17 protein-coding genes and 1 pseudogene are annotated in these 18269 nt (G+C 76.3%); 10 read left to right on the forward strand and 8 right to left on the reverse strand.

Annotated features, from left to right (window positions below; translation table 11 throughout):
* Nucleotides 1-7 precede the first annotated feature (7 nt).
* A complete protein-coding gene (locus tag OG989_RS22915) occupies nt 8-952 on the forward strand; it encodes a sensor histidine kinase (protein WP_151453685.1) in 945 nt (314 codons plus the stop codon).
* Between the two features lie 135 nt (nt 953-1087).
* On the opposite strand, the gene OG989_RS22920 is transcribed toward OG989_RS22915, so the two are convergent.
* The gene (locus OG989_RS22920; RefSeq protein WP_327028390.1) at nt 1088-1717 is read right to left on the reverse strand and encodes an MBL fold metallo-hydrolase; all 630 of its coding nucleotides are present in this window, start codon (nt 1715-1717) and stop codon (nt 1088-1090) included.
* Nucleotides 1717-2802, reverse strand: coding sequence for an S-(hydroxymethyl)mycothiol dehydrogenase (locus tag OG989_RS22925; RefSeq protein ID WP_327028391.1), 1086 nt, complete (start codon nt 2800-2802; stop codon nt 1717-1719). Before OG989_RS22925 ends, OG989_RS22920 begins: the two co-directional genes overlap by 1 nt.
* Before the next feature lie 185 nt (nt 2803-2987).
* Here OG989_RS22925 and OG989_RS22930 point away from each other — a divergent pair, with 185 nt between their 5' ends.
* Nucleotides 2988-3407, forward strand: a complete 420-nt coding sequence (locus OG989_RS22930) for a hypothetical protein (RefSeq protein WP_151453683.1) — start codon at nt 2988-2990, stop codon at nt 3405-3407.
* 91 nt (nt 3408-3498) lie between these two features.
* On the opposite strand, the gene OG989_RS22935 is transcribed toward OG989_RS22930, so the two are convergent.
* The 6 genes from OG989_RS22935 to OG989_RS22960 form a co-directional block, all read right to left on the reverse strand.
* Nucleotides 3499-4794: an MFS transporter gene (locus tag OG989_RS22935; protein WP_225852058.1), complete on the reverse strand. Its 1296-nt coding sequence runs from the start codon at nt 4792-4794 to the stop codon at nt 3499-3501.
* Nucleotides 4791-5453, reverse strand: a complete 663-nt coding sequence (locus OG989_RS22940; protein WP_327028392.1) for a GntR family transcriptional regulator — start codon at nt 5451-5453, stop codon at nt 4791-4793. The genes OG989_RS22935 and OG989_RS22940 overlap by 4 nt, the downstream gene beginning before the upstream one ends.
* A gap of 68 nt (nt 5454-5521) precedes the next feature.
* A complete protein-coding gene (locus OG989_RS22945) occupies nt 5522-6628 on the reverse strand; it encodes a CapA family protein (RefSeq protein WP_327028393.1) in 1107 nt (368 codons plus the stop codon).
* Nucleotides 6629-6658: 30 nt separating this feature from the next.
* A complete protein-coding gene (locus OG989_RS22950; RefSeq protein WP_327028394.1) occupies nt 6659-7522 on the reverse strand; it encodes an alpha/beta fold hydrolase in 864 nt (287 codons plus the stop codon).
* Nucleotides 7519-8445, reverse strand: a complete 927-nt coding sequence (locus OG989_RS22955) for an SDR family NAD(P)-dependent oxidoreductase (protein WP_327028395.1) — start codon at nt 8443-8445, stop codon at nt 7519-7521. The genes OG989_RS22950 and OG989_RS22955 overlap by 4 nt, the downstream gene beginning before the upstream one ends.
* Nucleotides 8438-9922, reverse strand: a complete 1485-nt coding sequence (locus OG989_RS22960) for a flavin-containing monooxygenase (RefSeq protein WP_327028396.1) — start codon at nt 9920-9922, stop codon at nt 8438-8440. The genes OG989_RS22955 and OG989_RS22960 overlap by 8 nt, the downstream gene beginning before the upstream one ends.
* A 110-nt stretch (nt 9923-10032) precedes the next feature.
* On the opposite strand from OG989_RS22960, the gene OG989_RS22965 reads away from it, so the two are divergent.
* From OG989_RS22965 to OG989_RS23000, 8 genes and pseudogenes are all read left to right on the forward strand, one after another.
* Nucleotides 10033-10695: a TetR/AcrR family transcriptional regulator gene (locus OG989_RS22965; protein WP_151453678.1), complete on the forward strand. Its 663-nt coding sequence runs from the start codon at nt 10033-10035 to the stop codon at nt 10693-10695.
* A gap of 123 nt (nt 10696-10818) precedes the next feature.
* Nucleotides 10819-11490: a biliverdin-producing heme oxygenase gene (locus OG989_RS22970; RefSeq protein ID WP_327028397.1), complete on the forward strand. Its 672-nt coding sequence runs from the start codon at nt 10819-10821 to the stop codon at nt 11488-11490.
* Nucleotides 11487-11792: a DUF2470 domain-containing protein gene (locus tag OG989_RS22975; protein ID WP_132239689.1), complete on the forward strand. Its 306-nt coding sequence runs from the start codon at nt 11487-11489 to the stop codon at nt 11790-11792. The genes OG989_RS22970 and OG989_RS22975 overlap by 4 nt, the downstream gene beginning before the upstream one ends.
* 117 nt (nt 11793-11909) lie before the next feature.
* Nucleotides 11910-12113, forward strand: a pseudogene (locus OG989_RS22980) (flavin reductase family protein); the annotation flags it as partial.
* 113 nt (nt 12114-12226) lie between these two features.
* Nucleotides 12227-12835 carry an ATP-binding cassette domain-containing protein gene (locus OG989_RS22985; RefSeq protein ID WP_327028398.1) on the forward strand — a complete coding sequence of 203 codons (609 nt, stop codon included), beginning with the start codon at nt 12227-12229 and terminating at the stop codon, nt 12833-12835.
* Entirely contained in the window at nt 12832-14130 is a 1299-nt protein-coding gene (locus OG989_RS22990; RefSeq protein ID WP_192581324.1) for an extracellular solute-binding protein, read from the forward strand. The genes OG989_RS22985 and OG989_RS22990 overlap by 4 nt, the downstream gene beginning before the upstream one ends.
* On the forward strand, nt 14127-15890 hold the full coding sequence (locus OG989_RS22995; protein WP_327028399.1) for an ABC transporter permease: 1764 nt from the start codon (nt 14127-14129) through the stop codon (nt 15888-15890). Before OG989_RS22990 ends, OG989_RS22995 begins: the two co-directional genes overlap by 4 nt.
* A complete protein-coding gene (locus tag OG989_RS23000; protein WP_327028400.1) occupies nt 15887-18256 on the forward strand; it encodes a tetratricopeptide repeat protein in 2370 nt (789 codons plus the stop codon). The genes OG989_RS22995 and OG989_RS23000 overlap by 4 nt, the downstream gene beginning before the upstream one ends.
* The last annotated feature ends 13 nt before the right edge of the window (nt 18257-18269 follow it).

Below are 18269 nucleotides of genomic sequence, written 5' to 3' on the forward strand. Positions count from 1 at the left end.
AGCCGGCGTGACCGGGGCGCGGCACGCGCAGGCGGCGGGCGCCTTCGTACACGAGGGGCTCTTCTACCACGATCGGGACGGTCTGCTCGCGGGCACGGTGCCGTTCATCACCGACGGTCTCGCCGCCGGGGAGCCGGTGCTGGTCGCGATGCCCGGCGCGAACCTGCGGCTGGTCCGCGCCGCCGTCGGCCCCACGGACGCGGTGCGCTGGGCGGACATGTCGGAGGCCGGCCGGAACCCGGGCCGGATCATCCCCTGGGTGTTGCAGGCGTTCATCGAGCAGCACGCCGGCCGCCGCGCACGGATCATCGGCGAGCCGATCTGGGCCGGGCGCAGCGACACGGAGTATCCGGCGTGCGCCCAGCACGAGGCGCTGATCAACATGGCGTTCGCCGGCCGCGAGGCGACCATCCTCTGCCCGTACGACACCGTTGGGCTCGACGCCGACGTGCTGGCCGACGCGTACGCCACGCACCCGATCCTCGTCGACGACGCCGGACGACGGCCGAGTGCCCGGTACGCCCCGGCGGACGTGGTCGCCCGCTACAACAAGCCCCTGCCGAGCCCGACGGAGCCCGTTTCGGCGCTGGTCTACGAGGTCGACACGCTGTCCGCGGTGCGCCGGTTCGTGGCCGGGCACGGCGCGGCCGTGGGGCTGGACGAGGACCGGCTGGCCGATCTCCAGATCGCGGTGACCGAGCTGGCGACGAACAGCGTCGCGCACGCCGGCGGCACCGGCGTGCTGCGCGTATGGCGTACCGCCGAGCACCTGGTCTGCGAGATCCGCGACGACGGCTGGCTGGCCGACCCGCTGGCCGGGCGGCTGACCCCGGCCGCGAACGGCATCGGCGGCCGGGGGCTGGTGATCGTGCAGGCGCTGTGCGACCTGGTCCGCGTGCACACCACCGCCGCCGGGACGACCATCCGGATGTACGTGCGGCACCCGGCGTGACCTTGCGCTCGACGCCGTCACCTCGGACGGCGACCGGGAGAGCGCCGGCGTGACCGCACGCGGCGGCGGCGGACGCGGAGCGGCCCCGGACAGTCGCTGAGCGGCTGCCGGGACCGCTGGTGGCTGGGTGCGGAGTCAGTGCCCGCGGGCCAGCCACTCGTCGAGGTGGGGAGCCTCCGCGCCGACGGTGGTGCTCTCCCCGTGCCCGGTGTGCACGACCGTCTCCGGCGGGAGGGTGAGCAGCCGGTCCCGGATCGAGGCGACGATCGTGCCGAAGTCGCTGTACGAGCGTCCCGTCGCCCCCGGCCCGCCGGCGAAGAGCGTGTCGCCGGTGAACACGACGCCGAGCTGCGGCGCGTGGAAGCTGCACGCGCCGGGGCTGTGGCCGGGCGTGTGCAGCACGGTCAGCGCGGTCCCGGCCACCTCGACGGTCTGCCCGTCGCGCAGCTCCCCGCCCGGCGCCTCGTCGGGGTGCACCATGTCCCACAGCACCCGGTCGGCGGGGTGCAGCAGCACCGGAGCGCCGGTGGCCCGGGCCAGCGCCGGGGCCACCCGGACGTGGTCGTCGTGCGCGTGGGTGGCGAGGATCGCCCGGACCCGTCGGTCGCCGACGGCGGCCAGGATCGCGTCGACGTCGTGCGGGGCGTCGACGACGACGCACTCGGCGTCGTCGCCGGCCACCCACACGTTGTTGTCCACGTCGAAGGTCTGGCCGTCGAGGGAGAACGTTCCGGAGGTGACGGCGTGGTCGACGCGGGCCGCCATCAGAGGACCACCACCGAGCGCAGCACGTCGCCCCGGTGCATCCGGGCGAACGCCTCCTCGACCTGGTCCAGGGCGATCTCCTCGGTGACGAAGGCGTCCAGGTCGAGCCGGCCCTGCAGGTAGAGCTCGGTGAGCATGGGGAAGTCGCGGCTGGGCAGGCAGTCGCCGTACCAGCTCGACTTGAGCGCGCCGCCGCGGCCGAAGACGTCGAGCAGCGGCAGGTCGACGGTCATCTCCGGGGTCGGCACGCCGACCAGTACGACGGTGCCGGCCAGGTCGCGGGCGTAGAAGGCCTGCTTCCAGGTCTCGGGGCGGCCTACCGCGTCGATCACCACGTCGGCGCCGAAGCCGCCGGTGGCGGCGCGGATCGCCTCGACCGGGTCGTCGTCTCGGGCGTTGACGGTGTGCGTGGCCCCGAACTTGCGGGCCCAGTCGAGCTTGCGGGGGTCGGTGTCCACCGCGACGATCGTCGTCGCGCCGGCCAGCACGGCGCCGGCGACCGCCGCGTCGCCGACGCCGCCGCAGCCGATCACGGCCACCGAGTCGCCCCGGGTGACCCCGCCGGTGTTCATGGCGGCACCGAGACCGGCCATCACGCCGCAGCCGAGCAGTCCGACGGCGGCGGGCCGGGCCGCCGGGTCGACCTTGGTGCACTGCCCGGCGTGGACCAGGGTCTTCTCCGCGAAGGCGCCGATGCCCAGCGCGGGCGTGAGCTCGGTGCCGTCGGTGAGGGTCATCTTCTGCGCCGCGTTGTGGGTGGCGAAGCAGTACCACGGGCGGCCCCGGCGGCAGGCGCGGCACACGCCGCAGACGGCCCGCCAGTTGAGCACCACGAAGTCGCCCGGCGCGACGCCGTCGACGCCCTGCCCGACCTGCTCGACGACGCCGGCGGCCTCGTGGCCGAGCAGGAACGGGTAGTCGTCGTTGATGCCGCCCTCCCGGTAGTGCAGGTCGGTGTGGCAGACCCCGCAGGACTGGATCCGTACGATCGCCTCGCCCGGCCCCGGGTCGGGCAGCACGATCGTGGTCACCTCGACCGGCGCGCCCTTGCTGCGGGAGATGACTCCCCTGACCTCCTGGCTCACGCTTCCTCCTGCTCCACGCCGACGCGCCGCGCCGCCGTCCGTCGGTGCCCTGACGCGGCACCCGATCACGTTCCTCGGGCCGAACCTACTCCCGATCGTCGCGGACGACCGGGGCCGTCGGGCGGTTATCGCGGGCGGCGAGGGGTAGGCGGGGGCACGGTTCGACGCTCGGACGGGAGTGCGCCATGAGGATCAGCCATCTGCCGCTGCGGGTCAGCATCGGCGCGTTCGTCCTCAACTCGGGGATGGGCAAGCGGTCGCTGGAGGGGGAGGCCGCGCAGGGCATGCACGGGATGGCCGTCGGCGCCGTCCCGCAGCTCGGCAAGCTCGATCCGGACCGGTTCGCCCGGCTGCTCTCCCGGGCCGAGATCGCCCTGGGCGCCGCGCTGCTCGCGCCGTTCGTACCGTCGGCGCTGGCCGGTCTGGGGCTGGCGGCGTTCGGCGCGGGCCTGGTGCAGCTCTACCTGCGGACGCCGGGGATGCGCGAGGCGGGCAGCCTGCGGCCCACCCAGCAGGGCATCGGCCTGGCCAAGGACGTCTGGCTGCTCGGGGCCGGCCTGACCCTGGTGCTGGACGACCTCACCCACGGCCGCCGACGGCGCTGAGGTCCCGCGCCGGCGGCGCGCGACCATGCCCGCGCCGCGTCACGCGCCGCGCCCCGGGAGGGCGGTGGGCGTGACACGGCCGGTGCGACGGTCAGGTCGGCGTCGCGGCGGGTGTCCGCGCGGCGAGCTCGCGGCGGGCCGCGTTGCGGTAGCGCAGCACCTGGACCGCGCCGAGCGCCCAGAGGACGTACTGCACGGCGAAGGCCCACCGGAAGGCGGTCAGGTCCGGGGTGGCCCGACCGGCCGGGGTGGCCAGGTCCAGCACCACGCCGACGGCCAGCACCAGCACGATCGAGGCGACGAAGCCGCCGACGTTGACGACCCCGGTGGCGCTGCCGATCCGGTTGACCGGGTTGAAGCTGCGCGCGTAGTCGAAGCCGATGAGGGAGGCCGGGCCGTTGACCGCGAGCACCAGCACCAGCGTGACCAGCAGCCAACCCGGCGCGCGTCCCGGCCAGGCGAGCACGACGGCCCAGACCACGGCGGTGGCGCCGGTGATCGCGAAGACCAGCACCGAACGGTGGAACGGGTGCCGGGCGCAGAGGTGCGCCACCACCGGCCCGGTCAGCAGCATGGCGGCGGTCATCAGGGTGAGCAGCGACGCCGCCCTGGTCGGGCTGAGCCCCTGCCCCTGCACCAGGAACGGGTACCCCCAGAGCAGGGCGAACACCGCGCCGGAGAACTGGGTGACGAAGTGCGTCCAGAGCCCCAGCCGGGTGCCCGGCTGGGCCCACGCGGCGGCGAGTTCCCGGCGGACGTCGGTGAGGGTGGGCGCCGCGCCAGCCGGGACCGGCCCGCCCGGGGTGTCCCGGACGGCGACGACGACCATCAGCAGCACGGTCGCCCCGACCGCCCCGGCGGTGAGGAAGGCGGGCGTCCAGCCCGCCGAGTGCAGCAGGGCCACCAGCGGTACGGCGCCGAGGATCGCCCCGAGCTGGCCGAGCGTGCCGGTGAGCTGGGTCATCATCGCGTAGCGCCGCCCCGGGAACCACAGCGCCACGATGCGCAGCACGCTGATGAACGTCATGGCGTCGCCGAGCCCGATCAACACGCGGGCGGCGATCGCCAGGGGCACGTCGGTGGCCAGGGCGAAGCAGAGCTGGCCGGCGACCATCAGCGCGCCGCCGGCGATGAGCAGCCGGCGGGACCCGAACCGGTCGAGCAGCACGCCGACCGGCACCTGCATCGCCGCGTACACGGCGAGCTGGGCGACGGAGAAGGTGGCCAGCGCCGAGGCGTTGACCTCGAAGCGGTGTGCCGCGTCGACGCCGGTGACGCCGAGCGAGCTGCGGTGGAACACGGCGGCCACGTACGCGGACACGGCCACGCCCCAGACGAGGCCGCCCGCCGAGCGGAGCGGGGCGAGCGGCGCGGTCAGCACCCTCACCGCAGGGACCGCAGCACGGCCGCGGCGTTGTCGATGTGCGCGGCGACGGCGGCGAGCCAGCGCCCGGGGTCGTCGGAGTCGAGTGCGGCGAGCTGGTCGGCGTGCTCGGTGAGCGCCGTCTCGGCCCAGCCGGGCGAGAGCCGGAAGCTAGCCTCCCCCATCCGCAGCTGCCGGTCGCGCAGCCGCTGGTACAGCTCGGCGAGGATCTCGTTGCCGGCGGCGTCCACGACGGTGGCGTGGAACGCCCGGTCGGCCTGCATCAACGCGGCCAGGTCACCGGCGGCGTGCGCGTCCCGCATCTCGGCCAGCCGGGCGGCGAGGTCGCCCCGCAGCGCCGCGCGCCGGGGCCAGACCCGCTCGGCGGCGTGCAGCTCGACCAGCCGCCGCGCCTCGATCACGTCGGTGATCTCGCGGGCGGAGACCGGGCGGATCAGGGCGCCCCGCTTGGGGTAGAGGCGGACCAGTCCCTCCGCCTCCAGGCGGAGCAGCGCCTCCCGGACCGGGGTGCGGGAGACCCCGGTGGCCTCGGCGATCTCCCCCTCGCTGACCAGCGACCCGCCCGGGTGGATCTGCTCCAGGATCTCGCGCTTGAGGTGCCGGTAGGCGCGTTCGGCGGCCGAGGGCGCGGCCGTCCGGCCCGACGGGGAGGGATGCGTCATGTATCTATGGTGGGACCCGCCCTCCTCGCCGCGCCCCGCGCCCCCGCCGGGGGTGGCGCGGGCCACCGTCAGCGGGGATGGAGCGTCAGCAGCCCGTCGCCGTCGACGGCGAACCCGCGCGCGAACGGTGGGCCGAAGCCGCCGAGCAGCCCCGCCAGCCAGCCGGCCTCGTCGGGCGCGGCCCGCTCCAGCCGCATCCGGCGCATCCGTACCGGGGCCGCCCGCAGGCGCCGCAGCGCCCCGGTGTCCGCGTCGAGGGTCGGCAGCCAGAGCAGCCGCAGCTCCGGGCGGTACGCCTCCCGCCCGCCGATGCCCTCGTAGTCGTCGACGAGGTCGCCGCAGCCGTAGAGGATGAGCCGGTCGCGGTACACCTCGACGGGGCGGGGATGGTGCGACGAGTGGCCGTGCACCACGTCCACGCCGGCGTCCACCAGCCGGTGGGCGAAGTCGACGTGCGCGGGCGGCACCTCGTACCCCCAGTTGGTGCCCCAGTGCACGGAGACCAGCACCCGGTCCCCCGGCCCGGCCACGGCGGCGATCCGTCCGGCCAACGCGTCCGCCGAGGCGACCGAGACCTCCGGCAGGTACGCCACCCCGGCCGACCCGGCGGTGGCCGCCCAGGGCGGGGGCACCCCGCTGGACGGTACGGCCACCGACCAGACGAGCAGCCGGCCGCCACGGCCGAGCGAAACCCGGGCGGGCCGCCAGGCCGACGCCGCGTCCCGGCCGGCGCCGGCGGTGGCGATGCCGGCGTCGGCCAGCGCGTCGAGGGTGTCGGTGAGCCCGACCGGGCCGAAGTCGAGGCTGTGGTTGTTGGCCAGGGCGCAGACGTCGAGCCGGGCCGCGGCGAGGCAGGACAGGTTTCCCGGGTGCATCCGGTAGTGGATCGCCTTGGCCGGTGCGTGCTCGCCCCGGCCGGTCACCGCGGTCTCCAGGTTGACCACGCGGGCGGCGGGCCGCAGCTCGTCGAGCAGGTGCAGCGCCTCGCCCCACGGCCAGGCCGGCGGCGCCGGGCGCGGGACCGGCCCGTTGGCGTCCCGGGCGAGGTCGACGTAGTCACGGGCGTCGCGTACCGCCGGTTCGCGCAGCTCGGGCGGGCCGGGCGTGGGCAGGATCGCGTCCACGCCCCGGCCGGTCATCACGTCGCCGCCGAGGAAGAGGGTCAGCTCGGGCATCCGGCCCGCTTTCCCCGTCGCGCCGCCGGCTCACCTGCCGGCGGCGTCCGCGCCGGCCTCGGCCCAGAAGTCGACGAGCAGGCGGTGGAACTCCTCGGCGCACTCGATCTGTGGCATGTGCCCGCAGTCGGCGAACAGGTGGGTGCGGGCGCGCGGCAGCCGGGACCGGGCGGCGTCGAGGTGCGCCGCCGGCAGGATCAGGTCCCGGTCGCCCCAGACGATTAGGGTGGGCACGTCGAGCCGTTCCACCTCGGCCAGCAGTTCCTCGCGCCACTGCGGGCTGACGCCCCGGAAGGTGCCGAGGCTGCGCGCGGTCTCCAGCATCACCCGGGCGGCGTACGGCTGGCGGGCGACCGCCAGGGCGTGGGCGACGCGTTCGGCGGTGGCGAGGGCCGGGTCGTGGAAGAGCGACAGCTCGGCGCGGCGGGCGGCCCACCGGGTGGGCCGCAGCAGCAGCCGGCCCAGCGGGCGCAGCGCCAGCAGCCGCAGCGCGATGGTCACCTCCCGGCCGAAGCCGGCGCTGTTGACCAGCGTCAGGCTGGCCACCCGGGCCGGCGCGGACGCCGCGAGGCGCATGGCGACGGCGCCGCCGAGGGAGTTGCCGACCACGTGCGCCGGCTCCTCGACGCCGACGGCGTCGAGGTAGTGGGCGGCGAACTCGCCCAGCGCCGGCAGGGTGCAGGGGCGGGCCATCGGCAGCGAACCGCCGTAGCCGGGCAGGTCGACGCTGTGTACCCGGAACCGCCCGGCGAGCAGCTCGTGGAGCTCGGTGAAGTCGCGCAGGGTGCGGCCGATGCCGTGCAGCAGCAGCACCGGCGGCCCGTCGCCGTCGACGCGGTGGCACACCCGGCGGCCGTCCACGCTCACGTGCCGGCGTCCGGCCGGGGCGCTCACGCCGGCTCCCCGGCCGGGTCGGCCGCCGGGGCCGCCTCGGGCTGCCGCTGCGCCGGGACGGACGACCCGGTGGTGAGCCGGCGCGTGGACTCGCCCCCGACGCGGTCGAGCGCGAAGGCCACGACCCGCTGGTACGACACCGGCGCCACCCGGGCCAGCAGGTCGGGCAGCTTCGCCGACCAGCCGATCAGCACCCGGCCCCGGCGGCGGTGCACGCCGCGCAGGATCACCTCGGCGGCCCTCGCGGGGTCGATGGTCAGCAGCTTCTCGAACTGCCGGCGGCCGGTCTCGAACTCCTCGGCGGGCACGCCGGCGCCCACCCGGGCGTTCTGCGCGATCCGGGTGCGGATGCCCCCCGGGTGCACGCAGGTCACCCCGATCCCCTCGCCGGCCAGCTCCTGGCGCAGCGCCTCGGTGAAGCCGCGGACGGCGAACTTGCTGGCCGCGTAGGCGGTCTGCCCGGCCGGGGCGATGATCCCGAAGAGGCTGGAGACGTTGACCAGGTGCGCGCCCGGCTCGACCCGCAGGGTGGGCAGCAGCGCGTGGGTCAGCTGCGCCACGGCCCGGAAGTTGACGTCGACGACCCAGCTGAACTCGTCCAGGCTCACCTGGTCGAACCGGCCGCCCAGCGCCACCCCCGCGTTGTTGACCAGCAGCCGCAGCGCCGGGTGCCGCCGGCGGATCTCCTCGGCCACCCGCGCGGTGGCGGCGGCGTCGGCCAGGTCGACCACGTAGGCGGTGAGCTGCCGGTCGGGGTGCGCGGCGCGGACCGCCGCGACGACGGCGTCGAGGCGCCCGGCGTCGCGGTCGACCAGCACCAGGTCGCTGCCCCGGCGGGCCAGCCCGTGCACGAGGGCCTCGCCGATCCCGCTGGCGGCGCCGGTCACCACAGCCGTGCCGCCGATGAAGACGAACCTACGCACGGGCGGTCCTCCGTTCCGGTGTGCCGGCGCGGGAGAACCGCACGCCGGGGTCGGTGAGCCGGCCGTGCCGCATCAGCAGGACGTCCCGGGGATAGTTCTGGTGCAGCCGCCACGGCGCCCGGGCGCCCTGCTTGGGCAGGGCGTCGACGCTGCGCAGCACGTAGCCGGCCGTCAAATCGATGATCGGCTCCAGCTCGCCGTCGGGCGGCGGCAGCGGGGTGACGACCTGCTGGCCGGTGCGGTCCAGGTGCCGCAGCAGCCGGCAGACGTAGGTGGCCACCAGGTCGGCCTTCAGCGTCCACGAGGCGTTGGTGTAGCCGAGGGTCATCGCGAAGTTCGGCACCCCGGAGAGCATCATCCCCTTGTAGGCGACGGTGTCGGGCAGCTCCACCTCGGCGCCGTCCACGGTCAGCGTCATGCCGCCGAGGGCGAGCAGGTTGAGCCCGGTGGCGGTGACGACGACGTCCGCGGCCAGCTCCTCGCCGGAGCCGAGCCGGACGCCCCGCTCGGTGAAGGTGTCGACGGTGTCGGTGACCACCGACGCCCTCCCCCGCGCCACCGCGGTGAACAGGTCGCCGTCGGGCACCACGCACAGCCGCTGGTCCCAGGGGTCGTAGCGGGGCGAGAAGTGCCGGTCGACGTCGTAGCCGGCCGGCAGCCGGCCCCGGGCGGCGCGCAGCAGCAGCCGCCGGACCAACGCGGGGGCGCGCCGGCTGAGCTGGAAGTTGGCGGTGGAGAGCAGGACGTTCTTCCAGCGCACCACCGGATACGCGGCCTTCGCCGGCAGCCAGCGCCGCAGCGCGTCGGCCAGCACGTCGCGCGACGGCAGCGCCAGGACGTACGTGGGTGAGCGCTGGAGCATGGTGACGTGGGCGGCCCGCTCGGCCATCGCGGGCACCAGGGTCACTGCGGTGGCGCCGCTGCCGATCACCACCACCCGCTTGCCGGTGTGGTCGAGGTCGGCGGGCCAGTGCTGCGGGTGCACGATCCGCCCCGCGAACCGCTCGGTGCCGGGGAACCTCGGGGCGTACCCGGCGTCGTAGCGGTAGTAGCCGGCGCAGGTGAACAGGAAGGAACAGGTCAGCGCGACCGTCTCGCCGGTGTCGTCGCGCTGGGCGTGCACCGTCCAGCGGGCGCTCGCGCTGTCCCAGTCGGCCCGCAGCACCCGGTGCCGGAAGCGGATGTGGTCGGTGACGCCGTACTCGTCGGCGGTGCGGCGGACGTAGTCGCGGATCGAGTCGCCCTCGGCGATGGCCTTCGGGTCGGTCCACGGCTTGAAGGAGTAGCCGAGGGTGAACATGTCGGAGTCCGACCGGACGCCGGGATAACGGAACAGGTCCCAGGTGCCGCCGATCGCGTCGCGGGACTCCAGCACCGCGTACGTCTTCTCCGGGCAGTTGCGGCGCAGGTGGCAGGCGGCACCCACGCCGGACAGGCCGGCGCCGACGATGAGCACGTCGACGTGTTCGGTGGCCATCTCGTCTCCGTCCGCGGGTGTGACCGGACACTAGCCACGGCTGTCGAGGCTCGTCAACACCCTGTCGAGTCGGATCGACACGGTGTTGATCCGGTGTAGAGTCCCCGGGCATGACACCCGCCCGTACGGCCACCGGCAGCGCGACCGGGCGCGGACGGCGCGCGGCGCGCTCCGTCGGCGACGAGCGGGAGCTGGCCATCCTGGCGACCGCCGAGCGGCTGCTGGGGCAGCGGGCCTTCGCCGACATCTCGATCGACGACCTGGCGCGCGGGGCCGGCATCTCCCGGCCCACCTTCTACTTCTACTTCCCGTCCAAGGACGCGGTGCTGCTGACGCTGCTGGACCGGGTCATCGAGGAGGCCGACGCCGCCGCCGGGAACGTGCTGGAGCGGCTGGCCGAGGACCCACCGGCGCGCTGGCGGGAGCTGATCGACCGGTTCCACGAGACGTTCGGCGCGCACCGCGCGGTGGTGCTGGCCTGCGCCCAGGTGCGCGGCACCAACGCCGAGGTGCGCCGGCTCTGGGCGAGGGTGCTGGAGCGCTGGGTGCACGCGATCGAGACCGCGATCGTGGCCGAACGGCGGCGCGGGGCCGCCCCCGACGGCGTGCCGGCCCGCGACCTCGCCATCGCGCTCAACTCGATGAACGAGCGCGTCTGGTACGCCACCTTCGCCGGCGACGGGCCGGCGGTGGCGGAGCGCGACGTGGTCGACGTGCTGCGCGACGTGTGGCTGGCCGCGATCTACCGCGGCACCGCTCCCCCGCCGGCCTGACCACGCCGGACGGCGGGGTGTGCCGGCACGACCTCGAGGTCGTGCCCCCACCCACGTGCCCGGTTACCGTTGATCTCTCCCGGTCGGCGACCCGCCCCGGCCTTTCGTCCCCCTGGAGGAGACTTGCGCCCGACCAGCACCCCGTTCTCCGCCGAGCTGCGGGCCGCCAGCGCCGAGGCCCACCAGGGCGCGGAGTCCCAGCGGTACGTCTCCGCCCTGGTGGCCGGCGAGCTGGACCGCGCCGGCTACGCCGCGCTGGTGGGGCAGCACCACGTGATCTACGAGGCGCTGGAGGGCGCCGCCGAGGCGATGCGCCACGACCCGCTCGCCGGCCCGTTCGTCGACGACGCGCTGACCCGGCTGCCCGCCCTCGCCGCGGACCTGGAGTTCCTGCTCGGGCCCGACTGGCGCCGACGGATCGACCCGACCCCGGCGACGGTCGCCTACGCCGGGCGCCTCGGCGCGGTCTGCGCCAGCTCACCGGAGCGGTTCGTCGCCCACCACTACACCCGCTACCTCGGCGACCTCTCCGGCGGCCTGCACATCGGACGGTCCCTCGCCCGGCACTACGGGCTGACCGGGGACGCCGGGGCGGCGTTCTACCGGTTCGACCGGATCCCCAGCCCGAAGGCGTACAAGGACGCCTACCGGGCAAGGCTGGACGCCCTCCCGCTCGACGAGGTGGGTCGGGCCGCGCTGCGGGCCGAGGTGCTCGTGGCGTACCGGCACAACACCGAGGTCCTCGCCGCCCTGTCCCACCTCGTGCCGGCCACGGACGCGGAGGTGGCCGCGTGACCGCCCCGTTCGGCGCCGACGTGGTCGCCGCCGTCTGCCGGCACATGAACGACGACCACGCCGGGGACTCGCTGCTCATCTGCCGCACGCTCGGCGGGCAGCCGGCGGCCACCCGGGCCCGGGCCACCGGCCTGGACGCCGAGGGGATGGAGTTCGCCGTGACCGTGGACGACATCGAGGTCCCGGTGCGGGTGCCGTTCGCCCACCGGCTGAGCGAACGCGCCCAGATCCGGCAGGAGGTGGTGCGGATGTACCGGGAGGCGTGCCAGCGGTCCGGCCTCCCACCGCGCCCGGCCGGCTGACCGACCGGCGGTCGCAACGCCACGTCCGATCGCCGCCAGCGCCGGCCGGCCGGCTCCCGGATAGTCGGCTCCGGTGGCGCGACGCACGGTCGCGCACTCGGTGGAAGGTGGACGGATGCACGCGCCTTCCAGGTCGAGGTGCTGCGCGCGTACGTCGAGCAGGACCTCGTCATCCCCGGGACGAGCCACGTCGACCCGCTGCGCTGAGATCCGTTGATCATGAAGTTCTGCGAGTTCTTCGGCGGCGGGCACCACGTGCACCCGTCCCGACTCGCGGAGGGCTGGCAGATGCCCCACCGGCTCGGCGCGGCGTCGCGCTGACCGGTGGGCGGCGCGGCCGGTCCCACGCGGCACTCCACAGGGGACGGTGGCGGGGCGCCGGTCGTCGCCGGATTGTGCGACCCTGGGATCGACTGCCCGGGTCACCGGAGGTGATGGCCACGTTACGACTGTGCGAGCTCGTCGCCGTGCCCGGCGCCGCCGCGGTGACCCTCGACGTCGCCGCCGGTGCCACGGCCGCCCTGGCCGCCGCCCCGCCGATCGGCACCGCCGTCGCCCGGGTGGTGAGCGGGCTGGCCCCGCCGGTCGCCGGCCGGGTCCTGGTCGGCAACCGGGAGGTGACCACCCTGGCACCGCCGCAGCGCCGCATCGCCTACGTGCCGGCCGGCGGCGCGCTGCTGCCCCACCTGAGCGTGCGCCGCAACATCGCCTACGGCCAGCGCCGACGGGAACGGGTGCGGGACATGGCCGACGCGTGGACGGCGACGGTGGTCGACCGGCTGGAGCTGGCTCCGACGCTGGAGCTGCGACCGCACCTGCTGTCGGAGGCGCAGCGGTTCCGGGTGGCGCTCGCCCGGGCGGTGGCCTGCCTGCCCGAGGTGCTGGTGATCGACCTGCCGACCGGACCGGCCGGCGGTGGGCGGCTGACCGACCTGGTCGGCAGGCTCTCCCCGACGAACACCCCGGGGGTGGCGGTGCTGGTGTGCACGGCCGACCCGGGCTCGCTGGCCGACGTGCCGGTCGTCGCCGAGGTGGGCGGGTGACGCCGGTGGGCCGGGCCGCGCCGGCGGCGCGGCTGAGCCGCCGCACCCTGCTGCGGGCCACCGCCGCGCTCACCGCGACGGCCGGCGCGGGCTGTGCCGCCACGCCGCCGGCGGTCCAGGTCGCGGTCGTGTGGAGCGGCGGCGAGCTGGCCCGTTTCCGCGAGGTCGTGGGCAACTACGGCGCCGACGTGCAGGTGATCAGCGCCGGCAACGACATCGACGCGTTCCTGCGCGCCCGCCAACTGGCCGGCACCAGCCCCGACGTGGCGATCCTGCCCCGGTCCGGGCTGGTCGTCGAGTACGCCCGGCGCGGCTGGCTGCGCGAGCTGACCCCCGCCACCAGCTACGCCCTCCCGCCCGGCATGGCCGACCTGCTCTCCGCCGACGGGCGCCGCTACGGCGTCTGGGTCAAGGCGGCCCACAAGTCGCTGTTCTGGTACTTCCCGTCGATGCTCCCCGCGCCGCCGCGCACCTGGGACCAGCTCGTGACGCTCACCCGGCGGCTCGGCGCGCGGGCCCGCTCGGGCGACGGCCCGGCGCCGCTGGCCGTCGGCGCGGCCGACGGGTGGGTGCTCACCGACTGGTTCGAGAACGTGCTCGCCGACGTGGCCCCGCCCGGCCACTACGAGGCGCTGGCGCGCGGCGAGGCCGACTGGCGGAGCCCGTCGGTGCACACGGCGCTGGACCGGCTCGCCGAGCTGTGGGGCGTCGACGGCGCGTTCCCCGGCGGCGGTCGCCGGGCCCTGCTCACCCAGTACGAGGAGTCGGTGATCCAGGTGGTGCACCACCGGCGGGCCACGATGCTCTTCGAGGCCGACTTCGTCGACGACGTCAGCCGCCGGTTCCGCCGGGGCCCGGAGCAGCCGGAGACCTTCCGCTTCCCGGGCGCCCGGGTGGCCGACGGCCCGCTGATCGTCGGCGGTGACGCCGCCGTGGCGTTCGCCGGTTCGGCCCGTGGGGCGGAGCTGGTGCGCTGGCTCAGCGGCGGCTCCGCCTTCCAGCCGTGGCTGCGCGCCGGCGGCTACCTCTCCCCCAACGTGTCCGTGCCGCTGGGCGACTACCGCGATCCCGTCCGCCGCCGCCTCGCCGCCGAGCTACGCACGGCCGAGGCGGTGCGCTTCGACCTGTCCGACCGGCTGCCGGGCCCGTTCACCGGCTCCGACGGGGTGGGCATCTGGCGGATCATGCAGGACTTCTTCGCCGACGTCACCGACGGGGTCCCCGCCGGCAGGGCGACCCGGCGGGCCGTCGGGCAACTGGCGGCGGCGGCCCGGTCGGCGGGCGGCGGCCGATGAGCCGGGTCCTGGGCGAGCTGGCGGTCCTCGACGACGTCGGGCCGCCCCGGCGCGGGCGGGCCTACCCGGCGGCGGGGGCCACCTCGGCGCTGCTGCTGCCCGCCCTGCTGCTGCTCGGCGGGCTGGTGGCGTGGCCGGTGCTACGTACGCTGCACGCCAGCGTCACCACCGACGGCCGGTGGGTGGGCGCGGAGCACTTCCGCACCGCGCTGGCCGCGCCCGGCACCGGCGCCGTGGTGGGACGCACGCTGCTCTGGGCGCTGCTGGTGCCGGCGGTGGTCACCGTCCTGGGCTACCTGCTCGCCGCCGCCTCGCGCCGCTCGCAGGAGGGCGGGCTGGTCCGCCTCATCCTGGTGGTGCCCACCGCGCTGCCGCTGGTGGTCACCGGGGTCACCTTCCGGCTGATGTACGACCCGGACCCGGAACGCGGGCTGGCCACGCTGGTCGCCGCGACGCTGACCGGCCGGTCGGCGGCCGACGCCCCGCAACTGCTCGGCCCCCGCCTGGTCACGGTGGCGCTGATGTCGGCGTTCGTGTGGGCGTGGGTCGGGCTGGCCGTGCTGGTGTTCCGGGCCGCCCTCGACGCGGTGCCGCCCAGCCTCGCCGACGCGGTGCGCGCCTACGGCGGCAACCGCCGCGACGTGCTCTGGGACGCGCAGTGGCGGCCACTGCTGCTGCGCACCGTGGCGGTGGTGTTCACCCTGGCGGCGCTCGGCACCGCCCGGACGTTCGACCTGATCCTGGTGATGACGCCCGGCTCGGTGCGCGACGAGGCGTCGGTGCTCGCCCTGCGGGTCTGGCAGACCTCCAACGGCGCCACCACCGGCGAGGGCGCCGCGCTCGGCGTGGTGTGGCTGGTGGCGGTGGCCGCCGGCATGCTGGTAGCCGCGCTGTTCGTGCGGCAGGCGTGGCCGCCGCCCCGGGACCCGGTGCCCGTCGCGCCCGAACCGGTGGCGCCCGCGCCACGCCGGACGATCCGGCTGCTGGTGGCGGGCGCGGCGGTCGCCTGGCTGGTGCCGCTCGGGGTGCTGCTCGCCACCTCGCTGCACGGGACGGTGGACGCGGCGGCCCGGGGCTGGTGGTGGAGCCCGCCCGGCCTCGACTCCTACCGGGACCTGCTGACCGGCGCGGAGCTGTGGCGCACGCTGGGCTTCACGCTGGTGCTGGCGACCGTGGTCACCGCCCTGGTGCTGGGCGTCGCGCTGCTCGCCGCGTACCCGCTGGCCTGGCTGACCGGGCCACCCGCCCAGGCCACCGGGCTGCTGCTGATGGCCGCCAGCATCGTGCCGGTGCAGGTCATCGCCGGGCCGGTCAACGAGGTGCTCGGCGTGGTGCTCTCCTCCGGCACGGCGCGTGGCCTGGCGCTGGTGCACGTCGCGCTGGGCGTGCCGTTCGCCGTGCTGGTGCTGCGCAACGCGTTCGCGGACCTGCCCGCCGAGCAGGTACGCGCGGCCCGGGTGGGCGGGCGGCACTGGTGGGGCACCCTGCGGCTGCTCGCCCGGCACAACCGCCCGGCCGTGGTGGCGGTCGCGGTGCTGGAGTTCGTCCAGGTGTGGAACGACCTGGTGGTGGGTCTGCTGTTCAGCGGTCCCGGCGCGCTGCCGCTGGGGCTGTTCCTCGCCGGCCAGACCCGGGGCTTCGCGGCCAACAGCGGGGCGCTCGCCGCCGGCTCGGTCATCGCCTCCGTCCTGCCGGTGCTGCTGGTGGTGCTGGCCCGCCGCCAGCTCGTCGCCGGCCTGGTCGCCGGGGGCGTGCGGTGACGGGGCCGGCTCGCCGCTCGCGGCGGCCCCGGCGGCTGAGCCTGCTGCTCGCGATCGGCGGCGTGGTCGGCGGCACGGTCAGCGCGGTCCTCGGCAACGTCACCGGCAACCTGCTCTCCGAGCTGTCCGTAGCCCAGCTCGGCTCGGCGAGCGCCGGGGTGATCGTGCTCGGCCTCGCCGCCGCGATGATCGTGGAATGGCGCCGCCAGCGGCAGCAGGCCGCGACGCCGGACGACACCGAACCGCCGCCCGTCGCCGGCGCGCCCACCCTGCCGTGGCCGGCCGGGTTCACCGGGCGGGCCGGGCACGTCGACGCGATCATCGACCTGTTGGAGAAGGAGCATGCGGTCGCGGTGGTCGGCCGGCGGGCCGTCGGCACGTCGGCCTGCGCCATCCAGGCCGCCAACCTGTGCCGGGACGACTTCCCGGACGGCCAGTACTACCTGGACCTGCGCCGGGGCGGGCGGCGGCACGACGCCCGGCAGGTGCTGACCGCGCTGGCCCGGATCCTCGGCACCCGGCCGCCGGCGTCGGGGCGCGCCGACGACCTCGCCGACGCCGTCGACGAGCTGAGCGGCCAGCTCGACGGCCGGGCGACCCTCGTGGTGCTGGACAACGTGGACGACCCGGCCCAGGTCCGGCCGCTGCTGCCGCCGACCGCGCGGACGTGCCGCCTGCTGCTGGCCGGCACGGGAGCGTTGGCCGCGGTGGACGGGGTGGTGGCGCACGGGATCGCCGAGCCGGACGCCGACGACGCCGTCGAGCTGTTCGCCGCCGCCGGTGCCGCCGCGCCCGTCGCCCGGCCGCACCGCCCGGACCCGCGAACCGACCCGGCGGTACGCGACCTCGTCGAACTCTGCGGGCGGCAGCCCCGCACGGTCGCGGAGCTCGGCCGGCGTACGGCGCAGCACGGGTGGCGGCACACCGACGTGCTCGACGCGCTGCGCCGCGCCGTCGACACGCCCCCGCACCAGCACGTCGCCGCCTCCCCGGCGACCCTGCTGGTGACCGCGCGGGACACCGCGTACCACGCGCTGGGCGGCGAGGCAGGGCGGTTGTGGCGGCTGATGTCGCTCAGCCCGGTGCCGCTGGACCGGCCGACGATCGGGGCGCTGGCCGGCCGCCGCCCGGACCGGGTGGCCGCCCTGCTGCACGAGCTGGCCGCCGGCGGGTTCGTCACCGGCGCGCCCGGGGACCGCTACGAGGTGCGCCCGCTGCTGGCCCCGTACGCCCGGATGCACCTGCGCGACGCGGAGCCGGCGCGGCGGCGGGTCGCCGCGCAGGCCCGGCTCACCCGACACCTGGCCCGGCGGGCCGAGCGGCACGCCGCGAGCCTCGCCGTGGTCGGCTCGCCGCCGGACCGGGAGCCGACGCTGGCGCTGGACGACGACCCGTACGGCTGGTTCGACCTGCACCAGGAGCTGCTGCTGGCCGTGGTCAGGGTGCCGGCGGGCGCGGCGGAGACCCTGCCGCGCCGGGTCCGCCGCTGGTGGTTCCGCCTGGCGGTGGCGCTGTGCGGCTGGCTCGCCCACGCCGAGCGCCTCGACGAGTGGGCGGAGGTGTGCCGCACGGTGCTCGCCACGCCCACCGCCGACGACCGGCCGGAGATCGCCGGCTGGGCGCACAACGAACTGGGGGTGCTGCGCCGCCGCCGGGGCGACCCGCAGGCGGCGGCGACGGCGCTCAGCCTCGCGGTGGCGGAGCGGGGCCGGCGCGGCACCGCGCAGGCGCGGATGAACCTGGGCCTGGTGCTGCTGGACCTGGGGCAGTTCGACGACGCGGTGGAGCACCTGGAGCTGTCGCGGCGGCACCGCTCGGCGGCGGACCGGGCCGGGCACGCGCTGACCGATCTGGGCCTGGGCGCCGCCCGGCTGTCCCGGGGGGAGCTGGAGGTCGCACACCGCCACCTGGTCCGCGCGGCGAACGCCTTCCGCGCGCTCGGCGACGCCCGGGGCTACGCGGCGGCGCTGACCAATCTGGTGCTGGTGCACGCCGGGCTCGGCGAGCACCTCGACGCGGCGCAGTCGTGGCGGGCGGCGCTGCGGGAGTACGAGTCCGTGGCCGATCCGACCAACCGGGCCGCCGCGCTACTCAACGCGGGTGCCGCGCTGTTGTCCACCACGCCGGCCCAGGCCCGGCAGGCGTACGAGCTGCTGGCCGAGAGCCTGCGGCTGCGCGACGGGCGGCCGACGGCCGGCCTGGGGCGGACCCTGCTGCACCTGGGCGACGCGGCGGCGGCCCTCGACGACGCCGACGAGGCCCGGCGGCACTGGGCGGACGCGGCGGGCGTGTGCGAGGAGGCGGGGGACGCCGACGGTCAGGCGGCGGCCGACGCCCGCCTGGTGGGCAGCGACGCGCCGGCCTGAGCGGGGTCGACGG

The organism is Micromonospora sp. NBC_01740, assembly GCF_035920365.1.
Classification (GTDB): domain Bacteria; phylum Actinomycetota; class Actinomycetes; order Mycobacteriales; family Micromonosporaceae; genus Micromonospora; species Micromonospora reichwaldensis.

Excerpts from the sequence above, each read along its gene's own strand:
- OG989_RS22920 (WP_327028390.1), bottom strand. The coding sequence starts at position 1,717 with ATGGCGGCCCGCGTCGACCACGCCGTCACCTCCGGAACGTTCTCCCTC.
- OG989_RS22930 (WP_151453683.1), top strand. The coding sequence starts at position 2,988 with ATGAGGATCAGCCATCTGCCGCTGCGGGTCAGCATCGGCGCGTTCGTC.
- OG989_RS22940 (WP_327028392.1), bottom strand. The coding sequence starts at position 5,453 with ATGACGCATCCCTCCCCGTCGGGCCGGACGGCCGCGCCCTCGGCCGCC.
- OG989_RS22945 (WP_327028393.1), bottom strand. The coding sequence starts at position 6,628 with ATGCCCGAGCTGACCCTCTTCCTCGGCGGCGACGTGATGACCGGCCGG.
- OG989_RS22960 (WP_327028396.1), bottom strand. The coding sequence starts at position 9,922 with ATGGCCACCGAACACGTCGACGTGCTCATCGTCGGCGCCGGCCTGTCC.
- OG989_RS22965 (WP_151453678.1), top strand. The coding sequence starts at position 10,033 with ATGACACCCGCCCGTACGGCCACCGGCAGCGCGACCGGGCGCGGACGG.
- OG989_RS22985 (WP_327028398.1), top strand. The coding sequence starts at position 12,227 with ATGGCCACGTTACGACTGTGCGAGCTCGTCGCCGTGCCCGGCGCCGCC.
- OG989_RS22995 (WP_327028399.1), top strand. The coding sequence starts at position 14,127 with ATGAGCCGGGTCCTGGGCGAGCTGGCGGTCCTCGACGACGTCGGGCCG.